Genomic DNA, 18,645 nt, shown 5'->3' with positions numbered 1-18,645 from the left:
TCTAAAAGAAACTCAGCCTGCGCGCGGGCACTTCACAGCCATGTCAAAACCTGCGCGCAAGACTGAAAAAATCTTAGAAGTTCAGCGTGCGCTTATCCACGGCCAGGGCCGCCTCCTTGGTGGATTCGGACAGCGAGGGGTGAGCGTGGCAGATACGGGCGATGTCTTCGCTCGATGCCTTGAACTCCATGGCCACCACGGCTTCGGAAATCAGCTCGGACACCATGGGGCCCACCATGTGCACGCCCAGGATCTCGTCGGTCTCGGCATCGGCCAGGAACTTGACCATGCCGGTCGTGTCGCCCAGGGCGCGCGCACGGCCGTTGGCCAGGAAGGGGAAGGAGCCAGCCTTGTACTTGACGCCGTCGGCCTTGAGCTGCTGCTCGGTGCGGCCCACCCATGCGATTTCAGGGCTGGTGTAGATCACCCAGGGGATGGTGGCGAAATTCACATGACCGTGCTGGCCGGCAATGCGCTCGGCCACGGCCACGGCTTCTTCCTCGGCCTTGTGCGCCAGCATGGGGCCGCGAACCACGTCGCCCACCGCCCACACGCCCGGCAGATTGGTCTTGCACAGATCGTCCACCACGATGGCGCCGCGCTCGTCCAGAGCCAGACCCACGGCTTCGGCGTTCAGGCCATTGGTATTGGCGGTGCGGCCGATCGACACGATCAGCTTGTCCACTTCCAGGCTCTGGGCTTCGCCCTTGGCATTGGTGTAGGCCACGGTCACGCCCTTCTTGCCGGACTTGACTTCGCCGATCTTCACGCCCAACTCGATCTTCAGACCTTGCTTGTCGAACGCCTTCTTGGCTTCCTTGGAGATCTGCTCGTCCACCACGGGCAGGAACTTGTCCATGCCTTCGAGCACGGTCACTTCCGTGCCCAGGCGGCGCCAGACCGAACCCATTTCCAGGCCGATCACGCCAGCACCGATCAGGCCCAGCTTCTTGGGAGTCTTGCCCAGACGCAGAGCGCCGTCGTTGGACAGGATGTTCTCTTCGTCGAAGGCCACGCCAGGCAGGGCGCGCGCGTTGGAGCCGGTGGCCACCACGATCTGCTTGCCGGTGATGACTTCTTCGTCCTTGCCGGCAACCTTGATTTCATAGCCGCCTTCGACAGCCTTCACGAACGAGCCGCGGCCGTGGAAGAAGGTGACCTTGTTCTTCTTGAACAGGTACAGGATGCCGTCGTTGTTCTGCTTCACGATGGCGTCCTTGCGGGCGATCATCTGCGCAACGTCCATCTCGACCTTGCCGGTGGAGATGCCATGGTCGGCGAAGTGCAGCTTGGCATGCTCGAAATGCTCGGAGGACTGCAGCAGCGCCTTGGAGGGAATGCAGCCCACGTTGGTGCAGGTGCCGCCAGGAGCAGCGCCGCCAGCGGCGTTCTTCCATTCGTCGATACAGGCGACGTTGAAACCCAGTTGTGCAGCGCGGATGGCAGCGATGTAGCCGCCGGGGCCTGCGCCGATCACGACGACGTCAAATTGCTTGCTCATGATTTGAATCTTTTCTCTGTTTAACTCGAAAAAAGCCCACCGCTTTTGGTGGTGGGCTTTGTAGAAGCTCGATCTGCTGAATTACAGATCAAACAGGAGGCGAGAAGGATCTTCCAGCGCGTCCTTCATGGCCACCAGGCTCAGCACGGCTTCGCGACCGTCGATGATGCGGTGGTCATAGGACATGGCCAGGTAGTTCATGGGACGGATCACGATCTGACCGTTCTCGACCACGGCGCGATCCTTGGTGGCGTGCACGCCCAGAATGGCGGACTGAGGGGGGTTGATGATGGGGGTGGACATCATCGAGCCGAAAGTTCCGCCATTGGAGATGGAGAAGGTACCGCCGGTCATTTCTTCAATGCCCAGCTTGCCTTCCTTGGCCTTCTGGCCGAACTCGACAATCTTCTTCTCGATGTCGGCGAAGCTCATCTGGTCTGCATTGCGCAGGATGGGCACCACCAGGCCACGAGGCGAGCTCACGGCGATACCGATGTCGAAGTAGCCGTGGTAGACGATGTCGTTGCCGTCGATGGAGGCGTTGACTGCGGGGAACTTCTTCAGGGCATGCACTGCAGCCTTGACGAAGAAGGACATGAAGCCCAGCTTCACGCCATGTTCCTTGGTGAACTGGTCCTGGAACTTCTTGCGCAGCTCCATCACGGGAGCCATGTTCACTTCGTTGAACGTGGTCAGGATGGCGTTGGTAGCCTGGGATTGCAGCAGACGCTCGGCAATACGGGCACGCAGACGTGTCATGGGCACGCGCTGCTCGGGACGGTCGCCCAGGCTTTCCTTGGTCACGGGAGCTGCCACCTGAGGCAGAGCTGCCTTGGGAGCGCCGGTGGGGATGGCTGCGCCGGCCTTGATGGCACCCAGGGCGTCGCCCTTGGTCACGCGGCCGTCCTTGCCTGTGCCAGCCACGTTGGCAGCGGACAGGTTGTTGTCGGCAAGGATCTTGGCAGCAGCAGGCATGGCCACGCCGCTCTTGTCGGCGCCGGCGGGAGCCGCAGCCACGGGGGCAGCAGCAGGAGTCGCAGCAGCAGGGGCGGCTGCAGGAGCCGCAGCACCGGCGACGGCTTCGGAGTCGATCTTGGCGATCACTTGCTCGGCAGCCACGGTTGCGCCATCGCCTTGCAGGATTTCGGTGATCACGCCAGCCGAAGGAGCGGGCACTTCCAGCACGACCTTGTCGGTTTCGATTTCGATGAGGATTTCATCGATGGCCACTGCCTCGCCGACCTTTTTCTTCCAGGTCAGCATGGTGGCTTCCGTGATGGATTCGGACAGCTGGGGGACTTTAACTTCAACGATTGCCATTTTGAATTCTTTCCAAAGATGTTTCTTGTGCCCCCTGTCCTCGGACAGGGGGTGTCGCCTGTATTACTTGGTCAGGACAAAGCCCTTGAGCTTGGCGAATGCGCCTTCCACCAGTGCCTTTTGTTGCTCTTGGTGCAGATGTGCGTAGCCAACGGCGGGCGAAGCGGACGCAGCGCGACCGGAGTAGCCCAGCTTCTGGCCTTCACGCATGTTCTCGTGGATGTTGTGCTGGATGAAGAACCAGGCACCCTGGTTCTGAGGCTCATCCTGGCACCACACGATGTCAGTAGCGTTGGCGTACTTCTTCACTTCGGCGGCGAACGCCTTGTGGGGGAAGGGATACAGCTGCTCGACGCGGATGATGGCGACGTCCTTGGATTCCTTCTCGGCACGCTTCTTGACCAGATCGTAGTACACCTTGCCCGAGCAGGCGATGATGCGCTTGACCTTGGCAGCGTTCTTGACGATGGTTTCGTCCTGCTCGGGGATCACGGTCTGGAAACCACCAGAGGTGAACTCGGACAGGGGCGACGTGGCGTCCTTGTTACGAAGCAGCGACTTGGGAGTCATGATGACCAGCGGCTTGCGCAGGCCACGAACCATCTGGCGACGCAGCACGTGGAAGATCTGGCTGGCCGTTGTGGGCTGCACGATCTGCATGTTGGTGTCGGCAGCCAGCTGCATGAAGCGCTCCAGACGCGCCGAGCTGTGCTCGGGGCCCTGGCCTTCATAGCCGTGAGGCAGCATCAGTGTCAGGCCGTTGACACGGCCCCACTTCACTTCACCGGATGCGATGAACTGGTCGATCACCACCTGGGCGCCGTTGGCGAAGTCGCCGAACTGGGCTTCCCAGACCACCAGGGTGTTGGGGTCGTTCGATGCATAGCCGTATTCAAAGCCCAGCACTGCCTCTTCGGACAGGATGGAGTCGATCACGACGAACGGAGCCTGATTCTCGGCAGCGTTCTGCAAAGGAATATAAGTGCCCTCGTCCCACTTTTCACGCTTTTGGTCATGAACCACGGCGTGACGGTGCGTAAAGGTGCCGCGACCCGAGTCTTCACCCGACAGACGCACGGGATAGCCCGAAGCGACCAGGGAGCCGAAGGCCATGGTTTCGCCCATGCCCCAGTCCACGTTCACATCGCCGCGGCCCATTGCTGCGCGATCGTCGTACACCTTCTTGACCAGAGCATGAGGGTTCACGCTGGCAGGCAGGGTCGTGATCTTCTCGGCCAGGCGCTTCCACTCGGTCAAGGGAATAGCGGTGTCGCCGGCGTCGGTCCAGGTCTTGCCCACGAAGGGGCTCCAGTCCACGGCGTACTTGCTCTTGAAGTTGGTCAGCACCACGTCCTGGGTGTGACGACCTTCGTCCATGGCGGCGCGATAGGCCTTGACCATGTCGTCGCCCAGCGTATCGCCCAGGCCCTGGGTGGCCAGCTTGTCTGCGTACAGCTTGCGCGTGCCGGGGTGGGCAGCGATCTTCTTGTACATCAGAGGCTGCGTCAGTGCAGGTGTGTCCTGCTCGTTGTGACCCAGCTTGCGGAAGCAGATGATGTCGACCACCACGTCCTTGGAGAATTCCATGCGGAATTCCAGGGCCAGTTGCATGGCCAGGCACACGGCTTCGGGATCATCGCCATTCACGTGCAGCACGGGCGACTCGATCATCTTGACGATGTCGGTGCAATACAGCGTGGAGCGCAGATCGCGGGGATCAGAGGTGGTGAAACCGATCTGGTTGTTGATGATGATGTGAACCGTACCGCCGGTGGTGTAGCCACGGGTTTCGGACAGCGCCAGGGTTTCCTGGTTCACGCCCTGGCCGGCGAAGGCCGCGTCACCGTGCACCAGCACGGGCAGCACTTGCTTGCCCATGGGGTCGTCGCGACGGTCCATGCGCGAGCGCACCGAACCTTCCACCACGGGGTTGACGATTTCCAGGTGCGAAGGGTTGAAGGCCAGCGACAGGTGAACGGGACCGCCCTTGGCAGACACGTCGGAGCTGAAGCCCTGGTGATACTTCACGTCACCGGCAGGCAGATCTTCGGGAGCTGTGTGGTCGAACTCGGCAAACAGATCCTTGGGCGCCTTGCCCAGGGTGTTGACCAGCACGTTCAGACGGCCACGGTGAGCCATGCCGATCACGACTTCCTGCACGCCCTTGGCGCTGGCGGAATTGATCAGCTCGTCCATGGCAGCGATGAAGGACTCGCCACCTTCCAGCGAGAAGCGCTTCTGGCCCACATACTTGGTGTGCAGATAGCGCTCCAGGCCTTCGGCAGCGGTCAGGCGGTCCAGGATGCGCTTTTTCTCGTCCGCATTGAAGACGGGCTTGGAGCGGATAGATTCCAGGCGCTGCTGCCACCAGCGCTTTTGATTCTGATTGGTGGCATACATGTACTCGGCGCCCAGGGTGCCGCAGTAGGTTTCGCGCAGAGCATTCATCAGCTCGCGCAGAGTCATGCTTTCCTTGCCGAAGAAGGTGTTGCTGGTGTTGAACACCACTTCCTGGTCGGCGTCGGTGAAGCCGTAGAAGGAAGGCTCCAGCTCGGGAATTTCGGGGCGCTCGGTGCGCTTCAGTGGATCCAGATCGGCCCAGCGCTGACCCACGTTGCGGTAGGCTGCGATCAGTTGCTGCACGGCCGTGCGCTTGCGACCCAGTTCGGAGTCGGCGCCGGAAGCCACCACCACCTTGGTGCCACCCTGCTTTGCGCGCTCGGCAAAAGCGTTGATCACGGGCAGGTGGGGAACGTCCTTGTTGTCGGTGCCGTCCACTGCAGGCACATGCTGCAGGGCATCGAAGTACTCACGCCAGGAATCGGGAACGCTGCCGGGGTTGGCCAGGTAGTTCTCGTACATCTCTTCGACATAGGGCGCATTGCCGCCGAACAGATAGGTGTTGCCTTGATAGGCTTGATAGATCGTTGACTGATCGCTCATATCTCGCTGACCTCCGCTTTCCTTCGGAAAGCATTAGCTGGTTTGTGGAACCTCCCGCGACACGGCTGTACCGATTGGCGGATGCGACTGTGGCTGGGGAAGGGCCTTGAGTTGCGGCAGCCATTGTGCCACTGTTCAAAGTCTTGGTCTTATAAAAGACAAGATGTTTACACCCCTGGGAGTCGCTTACATTGCGGGAACTCCATAAACAAGGATTCGCATGCCGCTTTTGCCGCTTCACAAACGTGCATTCATTCTTCTTTTGATAGCAGTAACCGCCGGATTCGGCTTGGTTCTCGAGGAATATGCCGTTGCCATCTTCTGGGGCGTGGTGTTTGCCATCGTCTTCGCCCCCCTGCACCGCAAGCTGCTGATGCGCATGCCCAACAGACCCACGCTGGCCGCGCTGGCAACCTTGCTGATTAGTCTGGTAATGGTGATTTTGCCGCTGTCTCTGATAGGGCTGTCCCTCATCAAGGAGACCTCGGCCATCTATGACCAGGTCAGCAGCGGCAACCTCTCCGCCGGCAGCTATGTGGAGCAGATCTTCAATGCCCTGCCCTCCTGGCTGACGCCTTGGATGGAAAAGCTGCACCTGGGCACGCTAGAAGAAATCCAGGCCAAGCTCTCCAATATCGCTCTGCAGGCCAGCAAGCTCGCGGCCACCAAGGCCGTGGGGCTGGGACAGAACACCCTGGGCTTTGTCGTGGGCTTCGGCGTCATGCTCTACCTCATCTTCTTTCTGCTGCGCGACGGCAAGGAGCTGGTGGCACGCATCTGGGCAGCCACGCCCCTGGCGCCCGAGCACAAGCGCGAGCTGGCGACCAAGTTCATCACCGTCATCCGGGCCACGGTCAAGGGCAATCTGGCCGTCGCTGCGGCTCAGGGTGCGCTGGGGGGCCTGATTTTCTGGATTCTGGGCATCCAGGGCGCGGTGCTCTGGGCCGTGGTGATGGCTTTTCTGTCCTTGCTGCCCGCAGTAGGGGCGGGCCTGGTCTGGGGACCGGTTGCGATCTACTTCCTGGCCACAGGCGCCATCACCAAGGGCCTGATCCTGGCAGCCTATGGCGTGCTGGTCATCGGCCTGGTGGACAACGTGCTGCGTCCCCTGCTGGTCGGCAAGGACACCAAGATGCCTGACTATGTGGTGCTGATCTCCACCCTGGGAGGCATGGCCTTGTTCGGTCTTTCGGGCTTTGTACTCGGCCCGGCCATCGCTGCTCTGTTCATGGCTGCCTGGGAGCTGTTTGCCACCATGCAGCTGCAGGTGGAGGAGCAACTGAACCGCGAAATCGCGCCAGAACGCGCAATGAGTGACGACCCGCAGCGCGCCGAAAGCGGTCCTCCAACCCTCGTAGCGCAGCCGCCCGAAACACAAAAAGGCGACACAGACTAGGATTTTTTTGTGCAATTCGGCCTGTCGACCGATGGCTTTCCCGCCGGGAAATGGATAGGTTAAGGAAGAGCAGGCCGAAGGCTATCACCCTCATTAATAAATACAAAAACGAAAAACAAAGCGCAAAGTCGCTTGACGTTACTCAAGAATTAAGGGTTTGTAACTGCTATCAAAAATGAGGGGGGTCGTAAAATTTGCTTTCACATAAGCGTTCATACGAAAAGGTACCCCACAATGGTCCAATTCTCCAGACGCCAGTTCATGAAAGTGACTGGTTCGACTCTGGCGGGTTCCAGCTTGGCGCTGATGGGTTTCTCACCCACAGCCGCTCTTGCTGAGGTGCGACAGTACAAACTGTCCGCCACCACCGTAACCCGCCAAACCTGCACCTACTGCTCCGTAGGCTGCGGCATCTTGATGTACTCCCTGGGCGACGGTGGCAAGAACACCCGTCTGTCCGTGATGCACGTGGAAGGCGACCCGGATCATCCGGTCAATCGCGGCACACTGTGTCCCAAGGGTGCATCGCTGCTGGACTTTGTCCACAGTCCCAGCCGCCTCAAGTACCCCGAATATCGCGCCCCTGGCTCCTCCGAGTGGAAGCGCATGTCCTGGGACGAGGCGCTGAACCGCATCACCAAGCTGCTCAAGGAAGACCGCGACGCCAACTTCGTTGAAACCAACGAAAAAGGACAGAAGGTCAACCGCTGGCTCACCACCGGCATGCTGGCCGCTTCGGCCTCCAGCAACGAAGCCGGCTACATCACGCACAAAGTGGCCCGCTCCTGGGGCCTTCTTGCACTCGACAACCAAGCACGTGTCTGACACGGCCCGACGGTGGCAGGTCTTGCCCCGACGTTTGGCCGTGGAGCGATGACGAACCATTGGGTCGACATCAAGAACGCGGACGTTATTTTGATCATGGGCGGCAATGCCGCCGAAGCACACCCCTGCGGCTTCAAGTGGGTGACCGAAGCGAAGGAGCACAACAAGGCTCACTTCATGGTGGTCGATCCGCGCTTCAACCGCTCGGCATCCGTGGCTGACTTCTATGCACCGATCCGTTCCGGATCGGACATCGTCTTCCTCGGCGGCGTGATCAACTACCTGCTGACCAACGACAGGATTCACCACGAGTATGTGAAGAACTACACGGACTTCTCATTCATCGTGCGCGAGGACTTTGCGTTCGACGAAGGTATTTTCTCGGGCTACAACCCCGAAAAGCGCACCTACGACAAGGCGTCCTGGGACTACGAGCTGGGTGAAGACGGCTTTGTGAAGGTCGACCCCACGCTGGAACACCCTCGCTGCGTCTATCAGTGGCTCAAGAAGCACTACGCCGGCTACACGCCCGAGAAGGTGGAATCCATCTGCGGCACGCCCAAGGAGAAATTCCTGCACGTGTGCGAGAAGCTGGCTTCGACCGCCGAAGCAGGCCGTGTCGCCACCATCCTGTATGCACTGGGCTGGACCCAGCACACCACGGGCGCGCAGATTCTGCGCACCGGCGCCATGATCCAGCTGCTGCTGGGCAATATCGGCATCGCCGGCGGCGGCATGAACGCGCTGCGCGGTCACTCCAACATCCAGGGCCTGACCGACCTGGGCATTCTGTCTGCTTCGCTTCCCGGGTACCTGACGCTGCCGAACGAAGCCGAGCAGGACTACAACCAGTACATCGCCACGCGCACGCCCAAGCTGCTGCGCCCCGGCCAGATGAACTACTGGTCGAACACGCCCAAGTTCCACGTCAGCCTGATGAAGGCGTGGTGGGGCCCGGCCGCAACTGCAGAAAACAACTGGGCTTTCGACTACCTGCCCAAGCTGGACAAGCAGTACGACATGTTGCAGATCTTTGAGATGATGACTCAGGGCAAGGTCAATGGCTATATCGCTCAGGGCTTCAACCCCCTGGCGGCCCTGGCCAACAGCAACAGCGTGCGCGAAGGCCTCAAGAAGCTGAAGTTCCTGGTCATCATGGATCCGCTGGTGACCGAGACTTCGGAGTTCTGGAAGAACCACGGCGAGTTCAACGACGTGGACTCCGCCTCCATCCAGACCGAGGTGTTCCGCCTGCCCACCACCTGCTTTGCCGAAGAAGACGGTGCCGTGGTCAGTTCCTCGCGCGTGCTGCAGTGGCACTGGAAGGCCGCCGAGCCCCCGGGAGAAGCCAAGACCGATATTGCCATCATGTCCGCTCTGCATCTGCGCCTGAAGGCCCTGTACCAGAAGGAAGGCGGCAAGTTCTCCGAGCCCATCACCAATCTGTACTGGCCTTACGCCGAAGCCGATCACCCCTCCTCCGAGGAAGTGGCCAAGGAGTACAACGGTCGTGCGCTGGTGGACCTGTTCGACCCCAAGGACCCCACCAAGCTCATCCGCAAGGCCGGCGAGCAACTGGCGGGCTTTGGCGAAATGCGCGATGACGGCACCACCCTGGGCGGCTGCTGGATCTGGGCTGGCAGCTGGACCTCGTCCGGCAACCAGATGGCGCGCCGCGACAACAGCGACCCCACAGGCATAGGCAACACGCTGAACTGGGCCTGGGCCTGGCCAGCCAACCGCCGTGTGCTCTACAACCGCGCATCCTGCGACCGCCAGGGCAAGCCCTTCAACCCCGAACGCGTGCTGATCAAGTGGAACGGCAAGCAATGGGGCGGAGCGGACGTGCCGGACGTGGCCGTGGGACTGGATCCCGAGGTGATCAACCCCTTCATCATGAACCCAGAAGGGGTGGCCCGCCTGTTTGCCCGCAAGGGTATGGCAGAAGGTCCGTTCCCCACGCATTACGAGGCGTTTGACAACCCGCTGGGCTACAACCCCATGTACCCCAACAACAAGCAGGCCGTGATCAGCCCCGTGATACGCATCCTGGAAACCGCCAAGGGCACCCAGGGCGATCCCAAGGATTACCCGCACGTGGGCACGACCTACCGCCTGACCGAGCACTTCCACTACTGGACCAAGCATGTTCAGCTGAACAACATCGTCCAGCCCGAACAGTTCGTGGAAATCGGCGAGGCTCTGGGCAAGGAGCTGGGCATCGAAACCGGCCACCAGGTCAAGGTTTCGTCCAAGCGCGGCTTCGTCAAGGCGGTGGCCGTGGTGACCAAGCGCATCAAGCCCATGAAGATCGATGGCAAGACCATCCATCACGTGGGCGTGCCGATTCACTGGGGCTTCTCCACGACGGGACGCAAGGGCTATCTGGCGAACAACCTGACAGCCTCCGTGGGTGACGGTAACAGCTTGACCCCTGAATCCAAGACCTTCCTCGTGAAGGTGGAAAAGATCTAAGGAGCCACGCTGATGTCCTCAACCATGTCTCTCGATATCAAACGCCGCTCGGCGACGACGACACCCGCACCCAGCGCACGCGGTGCGCATGCGGGTGAAGTCGCCAAGCTGATCGACGTCTCCAAATGCATTGGCTGCAAGGCTTGCCAGACAGCCTGCATGGAGTGGAACGACCTTCGCGACGAAATCGGCACAGTGGCCGCTGGCGTCTACGACAACCCGACGGATCTGACGTCGGAGTCGTGGACCGTGATGCGCTTTGCCGAGTACGAAAACGAAGCCACAGGCAACCTGGAGTGGCTGATCCGCAAGGACGGCTGCATGCACTGCGAAGACCCGGGCTGCCTCAAGGCCTGCCCCTCGCCTGGCGCCATCGTCCAATATGCCAACGGCATCGTGGACTTCCAGCAGGACCAGTGCGTGGGCTGCGGCTACTGCGTCACGGGCTGTCCGTTCAACATTCCGCGCATCTCCAAGAAGGACCACAAGGCGTACAAGTGCACCTTGTGTTCGGACCGCGTGGCGGTTGGCCAGGAACCCGCCTGCGTCAAGACCTGCCCTACCGGAGCCATCCAGTTCGGCACCAAGGAAGCCATGCAGGAGCAGGCTTCCCGCCGTGTCGTGGACCTCAAGGAGCGCGGCTACGAAAAGGCCGGTCTCTACGACCCGCAGGGCGTGGGTGGCACGCACGTGATGTACGTGCTGCACCATGCGGACAAGCCTTCGCTGTACAAGGGCCTGCCGGACGATCCCAAGATCAGCCCGATGGTGTCCCTGTGGAAGGGTGTAGCCAAGCCTCTGGCAATGGCTGCCCTGGGTGCAGCGGCTGTCGGCAGCCTGTTCCACTACATCACCAAGGGTCCAAACGACGTGTCCAAGGACCTGGAAGATGAAATGGAGCGCAAGGACGCCGAAGCGCAGAACAAGGAGAACGGCCAATGAAACGCGACCCTCGCGACCTCGTGCGCTACAACGCATCGGAGCGCGCCAACCACTGGGTGGTAGGCATTTGCTTCATCTTGCTGGCCCTGTCCGGTCTGGCGTTCTTCCACCCCGCCTTCTTCCCGCTGACTCAGCTGTTCGGAGGCGGTCCCTGGACGCGCATTCTGCACCCCTATATCGGGGTGGTGATGGCCTTGTTCTTCATCGTCATGGCCTGCCGTTTTGCCAAGCTCAACATCGTGGAACCCCGCGATATCGAGTGGCTCAAGAACGTCAACAAGATGATCGATGGCGACGACCACGACATGCCCGAGCAGGGCAAGTACAACGGTGGCCAGAAGCTGCTGTTCTGGGGCCTGGTGATCGGCATGCTGCTGATCACGGTCACCGGTGTGCTGATGTGGCGCGCCTGGTGGACGCTGCCCGTGGGCGTGGTGCGTGCCGCTTCGGTGGTGCATGCCATCGCTGCGGTGTGGATGATCGGCCTGATCATCATGCACGTCTACGCGGCTATTTGGACTCGCGGCACCATTCGCGCCATGTTGTATGGCACAGTGACCCGTGCCTGGGCCAAGCAGCACCACCGCGGCTGGTATCGCAAGATGACTGGCGACAACGACTGATCGCATCGGTCCTTGGATAAAGTCTCTTAGACACTTGTTGATTGCCGCCGGACGCCCTCTGCTGGGCGTGCCGGCGGCTTCAGTTTCGGGATCCCTATTTCTATGCAACAACGCATTCTTCAACCCGGCGAGATCGAAGCGCTGGACAAGACCAGCTTCCCCCGCATCCTGCTGCCTCAGGTAGCCAGCCTGTTTGCCGAGCGCGCTGCGCGCCTGCGCCAGCTGGCGCAAGGCAATCCGATCGCGGATTACCTGCAGTTTGCCGCCAAGATCGTGGATGCCCAGCATGCCGCAGTCTCCCAGGTGGAACTGCAGCCCCTGGACACCAGCAGCATGGCGCGCGCGCAGCAGCATTCCATGCCTTTGCTGCCTGCCGCCGAGCATATCGATCCGGCCTGGCATGCCGTGCTGGACGCCATGCTGGACACCCTGGCCGGCGACCAAGGTCTGCCCGAACCCCTGCAGCCGCTGATCACCTCACTGCGCGAACTCAGCCGGCAGGAGCGCGACGAGATCGCCCTGCGCCTGCTGCAAAAGGAAGTGGCGGCCCGCCATATCGGCATGGCGCCTTTCATCATGGCCGCGCTGCAGGTGGTCTTCGCCAGACGCGCAGCAGCCCTGCAGGTACAGGACGTGCCTTACACCGAACCTGCCAGCATCTGCCCCGTGTGCGCCAGCGAACCCGTGGCCAGCGTCATCCGCATCGGCGGCAAGCTCGCCGGTCACCGCTACGCCCATTGCGGCACTTGTGCCTGCGAGTGGCATATGGTGCGCGTCAAGTGCACGCATTGCGAATCGACCAAGGGCATCCACTACCAGGGCATCGACGGCGGCAGCGAGGAAGTTCTGGCCGAAACCTGCGACGAATGCGGCAGCTACCGCAAGCTCGTCAACCAGGAAAAAAACCCCATGGTCGAGCCTCTGGCCGATGATCTGGCCAGCCTGATGCTGGACTTGCTGATGAGCGAGACCGGGTTCCAGCGCGCCAGCGCCAATCCTTTGCTGTTTGTGGCCGTGGCCGAAGAGCAGTCGGGTGAGGCTGACAACGAGCTGGTGGACCCCGCAGCCTGATCCCGCCGGCAGCCAGCGCCAGCATAATGAAGGCGGCAGGTCTTTCTGCCGCCTTTTCCATTTTTCGACGACCCGACATACCCTGGCCATGAGCAATACCGCAGCGACTGCCCCCGAAATTTCGCATCCCTCCGAGCTTCCTGCCGTGGACAAGGTCTTGCTTGCGGGCGAGATGCAGGCATTGCGTGAATCCTACGGCCTGGACGCCTGCACCAAGGCGGTCCGTGATGTGCTGACAGGGCTGCGCCAGCAGCTTCTGGGCGCCGGCGATCAGCCCGGCCAAAGCGTGCTGGCCGACATTGCCAGCATTGCGCAGGCTGCCCAGCGCCAGCTTCAGGCCAGGTTCGCACCACGCCTGCAGCCCGTCTTCAACCTCACCGGCACGGTGCTGCACACCAATCTGGGCCGCGCCCTGCTGCCGCAGGCCGCCATCGATGCCGTGGTGCAGGCCATGAGCGCCCCCGCCAATCTCGAATATGACCTCGACGACGGTGGCCGCGGCGATCGCGACGACCTGGTCGAATCGCTGATCTGCGAGCTGACCGGCGCCGAAGCCGCCACGGTTGTCAACAACAACGCCGCTGCCGTGCTGCTGGTGCTGTCCACCATGGCCATGGGCCGGGAAGTGGTGGTCTCGCGCGGCGAGCTGGTGGAAATCGGCGGAGCATTCCGCATCCCCGATGTCATGACCCGCGCCGGCGCGCGGCTGATCGAAGTCGGCACCACCAACCGCACCCACGAGAAAGACTATGCGGCGGCCATCGGCGAGAACACGGCTGCGCTCATGAAGGTGCACTGCAGCAACTACGCCATCACCGGCTTCACCAAGGCCGTCAGCGACGCCGACGTGGCCCGCATTGCGCACGACAGCAGCCTGCCCATGATCGTCGACCTGGGCAGCGGCACGCTGATCGACATGCGCGACTGGGGGCTGCCCTATGAAGTCACGGTGCGCGAGACGGTCGAGTCCGGCGCCGACATCGTCACCTTCAGCGGCGACAAGCTCCTGGGCGGCCCACAGGCCGGCATCATCGTCGGCAAGCGGGAGCTGATTGCCCAGATCAAGAAGAACCCGCTCAAGCGCGCGCTGCGCGTGGGCAAGATCACGCTGGCGGCGCTGGAGCCCACGCTGCGCCTGTACCTGAACCCCGAAAAGCTCGCCCAGGAGCTGACGACACTGCGCCTGTTCACACGCAAGGCCGCCGACATGCAGGCCCAGGCCGGGCAGCTGCAGCCTCTGCTGCAGCAGGCACTGGGCCAGGACTATGTGGTGGAGACCGCGGCCATGAACAGCCAGATCGGCAGCGGCGCCCTGCCCGTGGAAAATCTGCCCAGTTTCGGCCTCAGGATCTATCCGGCCAGCGGCAAACAGGCGGGTCGCCAGCTGACCCGGCTCGAAGCGCGCTTTCGTGCCCTGCCCCGGCCGGTGATCGGGCGCTTGCATGACGACGCGCTGTGGCTGGATCTGCGCTGTCTGGAAAACCCGGCACAGGCCCTGTTTGCAGCGCAGCTGCCGCTGCTAGCCTGATCCAGCGCCATGGCCTCGGCCCCAAAATTCCTACAAGAACACCTAGCATCGCTTGATAAACAAGCGCCAGCAGCTATCAGAACCATAAGCACACCATGATCATCGGAACCGCAGGCCATATCGACCACGGCAAAACCACGCTGGTGCGTGCGCTCACAGGCGTGGAAACCGACCGTCTCAAGGAAGAGAAAGCCCGCGGCATCTCCATAGAGCTTGGTTATGCCTATAGCCCGCTGCCCAATGGCGATGTGCTGGGCATCATCGACGTGCCGGGCCACGAGAGATTCGTCCACACCATGGCCGCCGGTGCCGTGGGCATTGACCACGCCCTGCTGGTCGTGGCTGCCGACGACGGCGTCATGCCCCAGACCATAGAGCATCTGGAAATTCTGCAGCTGCTGGGTGTCAGGCGCGGCAGCGTGGCGCTGACCAAGGTCGACCGCGTGCTGCCGCAGCGCATTGCCGACGTGCACCGGGAAATCAACGCCATTCTCGGCGTCACCGCGCTGGCGGACAGCCCCATCTTCGAGACCAATGCCGCAGAACCCGGCAATACCGGCGTACAGGCCCTGCGCGAGCACCTGCAGGTGCAGGCCCAGATGATGCAGGCGCGACCCAGGGACGGCCTGTTCCGGCTCGCCGTGGACCGTGTCTTCACGCTGCCGGGCCAGGGCACGGTGGTCACGGGCACGGTCTTCAATGGCCAGGTCCGCGTGGGCGACACGCTGGCGCACTCGGCCAGCGGGCAGGCCGTGCGCGTGCGCAGTATTCACGCCCAGAACCAGAGCAGCGACAGCGGCGTCGCCGGCCAGCGCTGTGCGCTGAACCTGGCAGGCATAGGCAAGGACGAGATCGAACGCGGCGACTGGATCATGGACCCGCGCCTGCTGCAGGCCACGGACCGCCTCGACATTCATCTGCACCTGCTCAGCGAAGCGCCCTTGCTGGCCCAGTGGACACCTGTCCATGTGCACCTGGGCACCAGGCGCACCACCGGCCATGTGGCCCTGCTGCAGGACCAGGCCATAGAGCCCGGCACCGAAGCCCGCGTGCAACTGGTGCTGGAGGCGCCGGTCTTCGCGCTGCCCGGCGACCGCCTGATCCTGCGCAACGCCCAGGCCAGCCGCACCATCGCCGGCGGCATGGTGCTTGACCCCTATGCGCCCAGCCGCAAGCGCCGCAGCGCAGAGCGCATGGCCTACCTCGACGCCATGGAGCAGCTCGTAGCCCGCAGCGACTTCAGGCCGCTGATCGCACAGGCCCCGCACGGCATTGCGCGCTCGCAGCTGGTGCGCCTGAGCGGCCATGCCTTCCCCGAGGCCAGCCTGGCCGACACCATCCAGCTACCCATTGCCGGCGGCGATGCCCTGGTACTGGGCAGCGAGCGCTGGCAGTTGCTGCAGACCCAGATCATCGACAGCCTGGCGCGCTTTCATGAAAAATCGCCCGACGAGCCCGGCGTCAACGCAGCCCGGCTGAGGCGCATGGCCTTGCCCGGCCTGCAGCAAAGCAGCTACGACGCACTCTATCAGGGCCTGGTCGATGCCCTGCTCAGCAGCCAGTTGCTGGCCAGCACCGGCGCCTGGCTGCATTTGCCGCAGCACAGCGTGCAACTGAGCAATGCCGAGCAGACGCTGGCCGAAAAACTGCTGCCCGCCATCGCGGCAGGCCGCTATGACCCGCCCTGGGTGCGCGACCTGGCGCGCGACCATGCCGCAGGCGAAGAACTGGTGCGCCAGCTGCTCAAAAAGCTCTCGCGCCAGGGCCAGCTGTTCCAGGTCGTCAAGGATTTGTTCTATGCACCGGCGCGCATGGATGAGCTTGCCGTCCTGGTTGCCGACATCGCCCACCAGCACGACAGGGGTGAAGTGGAAGCCAGCGCATTCCGCGATGCCACCGGCCTGGGTCGCAAGCGCGCCATCCAGATTCTCGAATTCTTCGACCGCACCGGCTACACGCGCCGCGTGCGCGACGCCCATCTGCTGCGCCCTGACGTGCAATGGAATAGCACGCAACGCTGAGCCTGCAAGGCGAACCAGCGCAAATCAGTCCAGGTTCCTTATCCTGCTTGCGCAACGAGCTATCAAATCAGGGTGGACCCGGACATGAGGCCTTGTCGTGCGGCTCGTCGTCAAGTGCCGGATTGCTGGCTACAATCGCAGTCCTATCTTCTACAAGAGTGGCAGCAGCCACTCTTGACTCAAAGGAAGGCAATCGTGCCCGGTGGCGCGGCCGGGCTTCAAACCCGGTGGGGGGCGTCAGCCGCTCCCGGGTTGGTTCGACTCCAGCTGCTTTCCGCCACTCCCCTTCACTTGGATTCAGGCTGCAGCTTCCTGCTCCTGCAGCATTCGCCACATCACCTTGCCGCTGCCGCTCTTGGGCAAGGCCGTCACGAACTGCACCAGGCGCGGTGCCTTGTAGACCGCCATATTGTCGTGGCACCACTGGATGATCTGCTCTGCCGTCGTGGCCTCATGACCGGCACGCAGCACGACCACGGCCTTGACGGTTTCGCCGCGATAGGCATCCTTGGCGGAGATCACGCAGGCCTCCTGAATCCCGGGATGGCGGAACATCAGCGACTCCACCTCGGCCGGCCAGACCTTGAAGCCGCTGGCATTGATCATGCGCTTGAGCCGGTCGGTGATGAAGAAATAACCCTCCTCATCCACGCGTCCCAGGTCGCCGGTACGGAAAAAGCGCTTGCCATCCAGCTCCATAAAGCTTTGCTCGGTCGCCTCGGGGCGCTGCCAGTAGCCTTCGAACACCTCGGGGCCGTTGACCACGATCTCGCCCTGCTCCCCCTGGGGCACTTCCTCCAGCGTGTCGGGACTGATCACGCGCGCATCGGTGCTCATGAAGGGGATGCCCAGGCATTGCTGCTTGGGATGGTCGGGCGGATTGCTGTGCGAAGGCGCGGCGGTTTCGGTCAGGCCATAGCCTTCACAGAAGCGCAGCCCGTATTGTTCGAGCAGACGCTGGGCCACGGCCTGGGGCATGGCGGCACCGCCGCCGCCTATGTATTTGAGGCTGGACAGATCGAAGGACGCGAAGTTGGGACTGGCCAGCAGATCGATCACCATGGTCGGGATATTGGTCCAGCTCGTGACCTGATAGTGCGAGATCAAGCGCCCTGCCAGTTCGCGCTCCCAGCGCGGCATGATGATCAGCGTCGCCCCCATGTAGATGGCACTGTGCAGCACGGACACCATGCCCGTGATGTGAAACATGGGCACGACGGCCAGCACCACGTTCTCGCTGGTGCCCGTGCCCCACATCGCGCCCGAGACAGCATTGTGGTTGATGCTGCGGTGCAGGTGCATGCAGCCCTTGGGCTGGCCCGTGGTGCCGCTGGTATAGGGTAGCAGGGCCAGATCGTCACGGCCCGCTGTATGCGGCGGCGGCAGCTCGCTGCAGGCCAGCGCCTGCGTCCATGCATGGACCTGGCCGTGGTTCAGGCTGGCAGGCTCGCGCTCGCCGAGCAGCCAGTTGCGCCAGGCTTCGGGCGGCGCATCCGGCCCCTGCACATCGGCATCAAAGCCGTCGGTGAACCGGGTCACCAGCAGATGCTGCAGCGCCTCGGAAGGCTCCAGTGCATTGCTGGCCTTGGCCAGCTCCGGCGCCAGATCGGCCGTGGTGATGGCCACCTTGGCGCCGGAGTCCGTGATGTAGTGCTTGAGCTCCTCTGCCGTATTCATGGGATTGACCGGCACCACCACCGCATTGGCGCGAAAGATGGCGTAATGCGCCAGCACCAGCTGAGAGCTGTTCTGCATCAGCACGATGACCCGGTCGCCCTTCTGCACGCCCAGGCCATGCAGATAGGCGGCCATGCGCTCCGTGCCCTCGCACAGCTCCTTATAGGTCGTGGTGCGCCCCAGAAACACCAACGCGGCCTTGTCCGGATATCGCCTGGCATTGACGGACAGGTTCTCCCAGACGCTGGTTGCTGGAACGGTGATCGAATGGGGCAGCCGATTGGGCCAAAACTGGTGATGAGCGGGCATGAGTCAGGCAATCA

The 18,645-nt window shown here is 62.3% G+C and carries 11 protein-coding genes and 1 tRNA gene; 8 read left to right on the top strand and 4 right to left on the bottom strand.

Annotated features, from left to right (window positions below; translation table 11 throughout):
* Nucleotides 1-73: 73 nt before the first annotated feature.
* The 3 genes from lpdA to FSY59_RS15775 all read right to left on the bottom strand — a co-directional run bounded on the left by lpdA (nucleotide 74) and on the right by FSY59_RS15775 (nucleotide 5,764).
* The gene (gene lpdA, locus FSY59_RS15785) at nucleotides 74-1,501 is read right to left on the bottom strand and encodes a dihydrolipoyl dehydrogenase (RefSeq protein WP_003055526.1); all 1,428 of its coding nucleotides are present in this window, start codon (nucleotides 1,499-1,501) and stop codon (nucleotides 74-76) included.
* Between the two features lie 81 nt (nucleotides 1,502-1,582).
* Complete coding sequence (gene odhB / locus FSY59_RS15780; RefSeq protein WP_003055528.1) at nucleotides 1,583-2,821, bottom strand: 2-oxoglutarate dehydrogenase complex dihydrolipoyllysine-residue succinyltransferase; 1,239 nt, start codon at nucleotides 2,819-2,821, stop codon at nucleotides 1,583-1,585.
* Nucleotides 2,822-2,884: 63 nt separating this feature from the next.
* Complete coding sequence (locus tag FSY59_RS15775) at nucleotides 2,885-5,764, bottom strand: 2-oxoglutarate dehydrogenase E1 component (protein WP_003055529.1); 2,880 nt, start codon at nucleotides 5,762-5,764, stop codon at nucleotides 2,885-2,887.
* A 220-nt stretch (nucleotides 5,765-5,984) separates the two neighbouring features.
* Here FSY59_RS15775 and FSY59_RS15770 point away from each other — a divergent pair, with 220 nt between their 5' ends.
* The 8 genes from FSY59_RS15770 to FSY59_RS15735 all read left to right on the top strand — a co-directional run bounded on the left by FSY59_RS15770 (nucleotide 5,985) and on the right by FSY59_RS15735 (nucleotide 16,925).
* Nucleotides 5,985-7,160 (top strand): AI-2E family transporter, encoded by a 1,176-nt coding sequence (locus FSY59_RS15770; protein WP_003055531.1) that lies wholly within the window; start codon nucleotides 5,985-5,987, stop codon nucleotides 7,158-7,160.
* A 234-nt stretch (nucleotides 7,161-7,394) separates the two neighbouring features.
* Nucleotides 7,395-10,460: a formate dehydrogenase-N subunit alpha gene (gene fdnG / locus FSY59_RS15765; RefSeq protein ID WP_148729287.1), complete on the top strand. Its 3,066-nt coding sequence runs from the start codon at nucleotides 7,395-7,397 to the stop codon at nucleotides 10,458-10,460.
* A gap of 12 nt (nucleotides 10,461-10,472) precedes the next feature.
* A complete protein-coding gene (gene fdxH, locus FSY59_RS15760) occupies nucleotides 10,473-11,402 on the top strand; it encodes a formate dehydrogenase subunit beta (protein WP_003055535.1) in 930 nt (309 codons plus the stop codon).
* Complete coding sequence (locus FSY59_RS15755) at nucleotides 11,399-12,025, top strand: formate dehydrogenase subunit gamma (RefSeq protein WP_003055537.1); 627 nt, start codon at nucleotides 11,399-11,401, stop codon at nucleotides 12,023-12,025. Before fdxH ends, FSY59_RS15755 begins: the two co-directional genes overlap by 4 nt.
* A gap of 102 nt (nucleotides 12,026-12,127) precedes the next feature.
* On the top strand, nucleotides 12,128-13,096 hold the full coding sequence (fdhE, locus tag FSY59_RS15750) for a formate dehydrogenase accessory protein FdhE (RefSeq protein WP_148729286.1): 969 nt from the start codon (nucleotides 12,128-12,130) through the stop codon (nucleotides 13,094-13,096).
* 88 nt (nucleotides 13,097-13,184) lie between these two features.
* Nucleotides 13,185-14,624, top strand: a complete 1,440-nt coding sequence (selA, locus tag FSY59_RS15745; protein ID WP_050874741.1) for an L-seryl-tRNA(Sec) selenium transferase — start codon at nucleotides 13,185-13,187, stop codon at nucleotides 14,622-14,624.
* 95 nt (nucleotides 14,625-14,719) lie between these two features.
* Nucleotides 14,720-16,645: a selenocysteine-specific translation elongation factor gene (gene selB / locus FSY59_RS15740; protein ID WP_148729285.1), complete on the top strand. Its 1,926-nt coding sequence runs from the start codon at nucleotides 14,720-14,722 to the stop codon at nucleotides 16,643-16,645.
* Nucleotides 16,646-16,829: 184 nt separating this feature from the next.
* Nucleotides 16,830-16,925: transfer RNA gene (locus FSY59_RS15735), tRNA-Sec, on the top strand.
* Between the two features lie 17 nt (nucleotides 16,926-16,942).
* Here FSY59_RS15735 and FSY59_RS15730 read toward each other — a convergent pair.
* Entirely contained in the window at nucleotides 16,943-18,631 is a 1,689-nt protein-coding gene (locus tag FSY59_RS15730) for a long-chain fatty acid--CoA ligase (protein WP_003055544.1), read from the bottom strand.
* Between the last annotated feature and the right edge of the window lie 14 nt (nucleotides 18,632-18,645).

Origin of the sequence: Comamonas sp. Z3 (genome assembly GCF_008121565.1) — a bacterium.
GTDB classification, from domain to species: Bacteria; Pseudomonadota; Gammaproteobacteria; order Burkholderiales; family Burkholderiaceae_C; genus Comamonas; species Comamonas brasiliensis.
Note: the sequence above shows the minus strand (reverse complement) of the source record. Positions and strands in the feature narration are given on the sequence as shown.

Coding starts and splice junctions, on each gene's coding strand:
- FSY59_RS15755 (WP_003055537.1), top strand. CDS start 11,399: ATGAAACGCGACCCTCGCGACCTCGTGCGCTACAACGCATCGGAGCGC.
- fdxH (WP_003055535.1), top strand. CDS start 10,473: ATGTCCTCAACCATGTCTCTCGATATCAAACGCCGCTCGGCGACGACG.
- FSY59_RS15770 (WP_003055531.1), top strand. CDS start 5,985: ATGCCGCTTTTGCCGCTTCACAAACGTGCATTCATTCTTCTTTTGATA.
- lpdA (WP_003055526.1), bottom strand. CDS start 1,501: ATGAGCAAGCAATTTGACGTCGTCGTGATCGGCGCAGGCCCCGGCGGC.
- selA (WP_050874741.1), top strand. CDS start 13,185: ATGAGCAATACCGCAGCGACTGCCCCCGAAATTTCGCATCCCTCCGAG.
- FSY59_RS15775 (WP_003055529.1), bottom strand. CDS start 5,764: ATGAGCGATCAGTCAACGATCTATCAAGCCTATCAAGGCAACACCTAT.
- selB (WP_148729285.1), top strand. CDS start 14,720: ATGATCATCGGAACCGCAGGCCATATCGACCACGGCAAAACCACGCTG.
- odhB (WP_003055528.1), bottom strand. CDS start 2,821: ATGGCAATCGTTGAAGTTAAAGTCCCCCAGCTGTCCGAATCCATCACG.
- FSY59_RS15730 (WP_003055544.1), bottom strand. CDS start 18,631: ATGCCCGCTCATCACCAGTTTTGGCCCAATCGGCTGCCCCATTCGATC.
- fdhE (WP_148729286.1), top strand. CDS start 12,128: ATGCAACAACGCATTCTTCAACCCGGCGAGATCGAAGCGCTGGACAAG.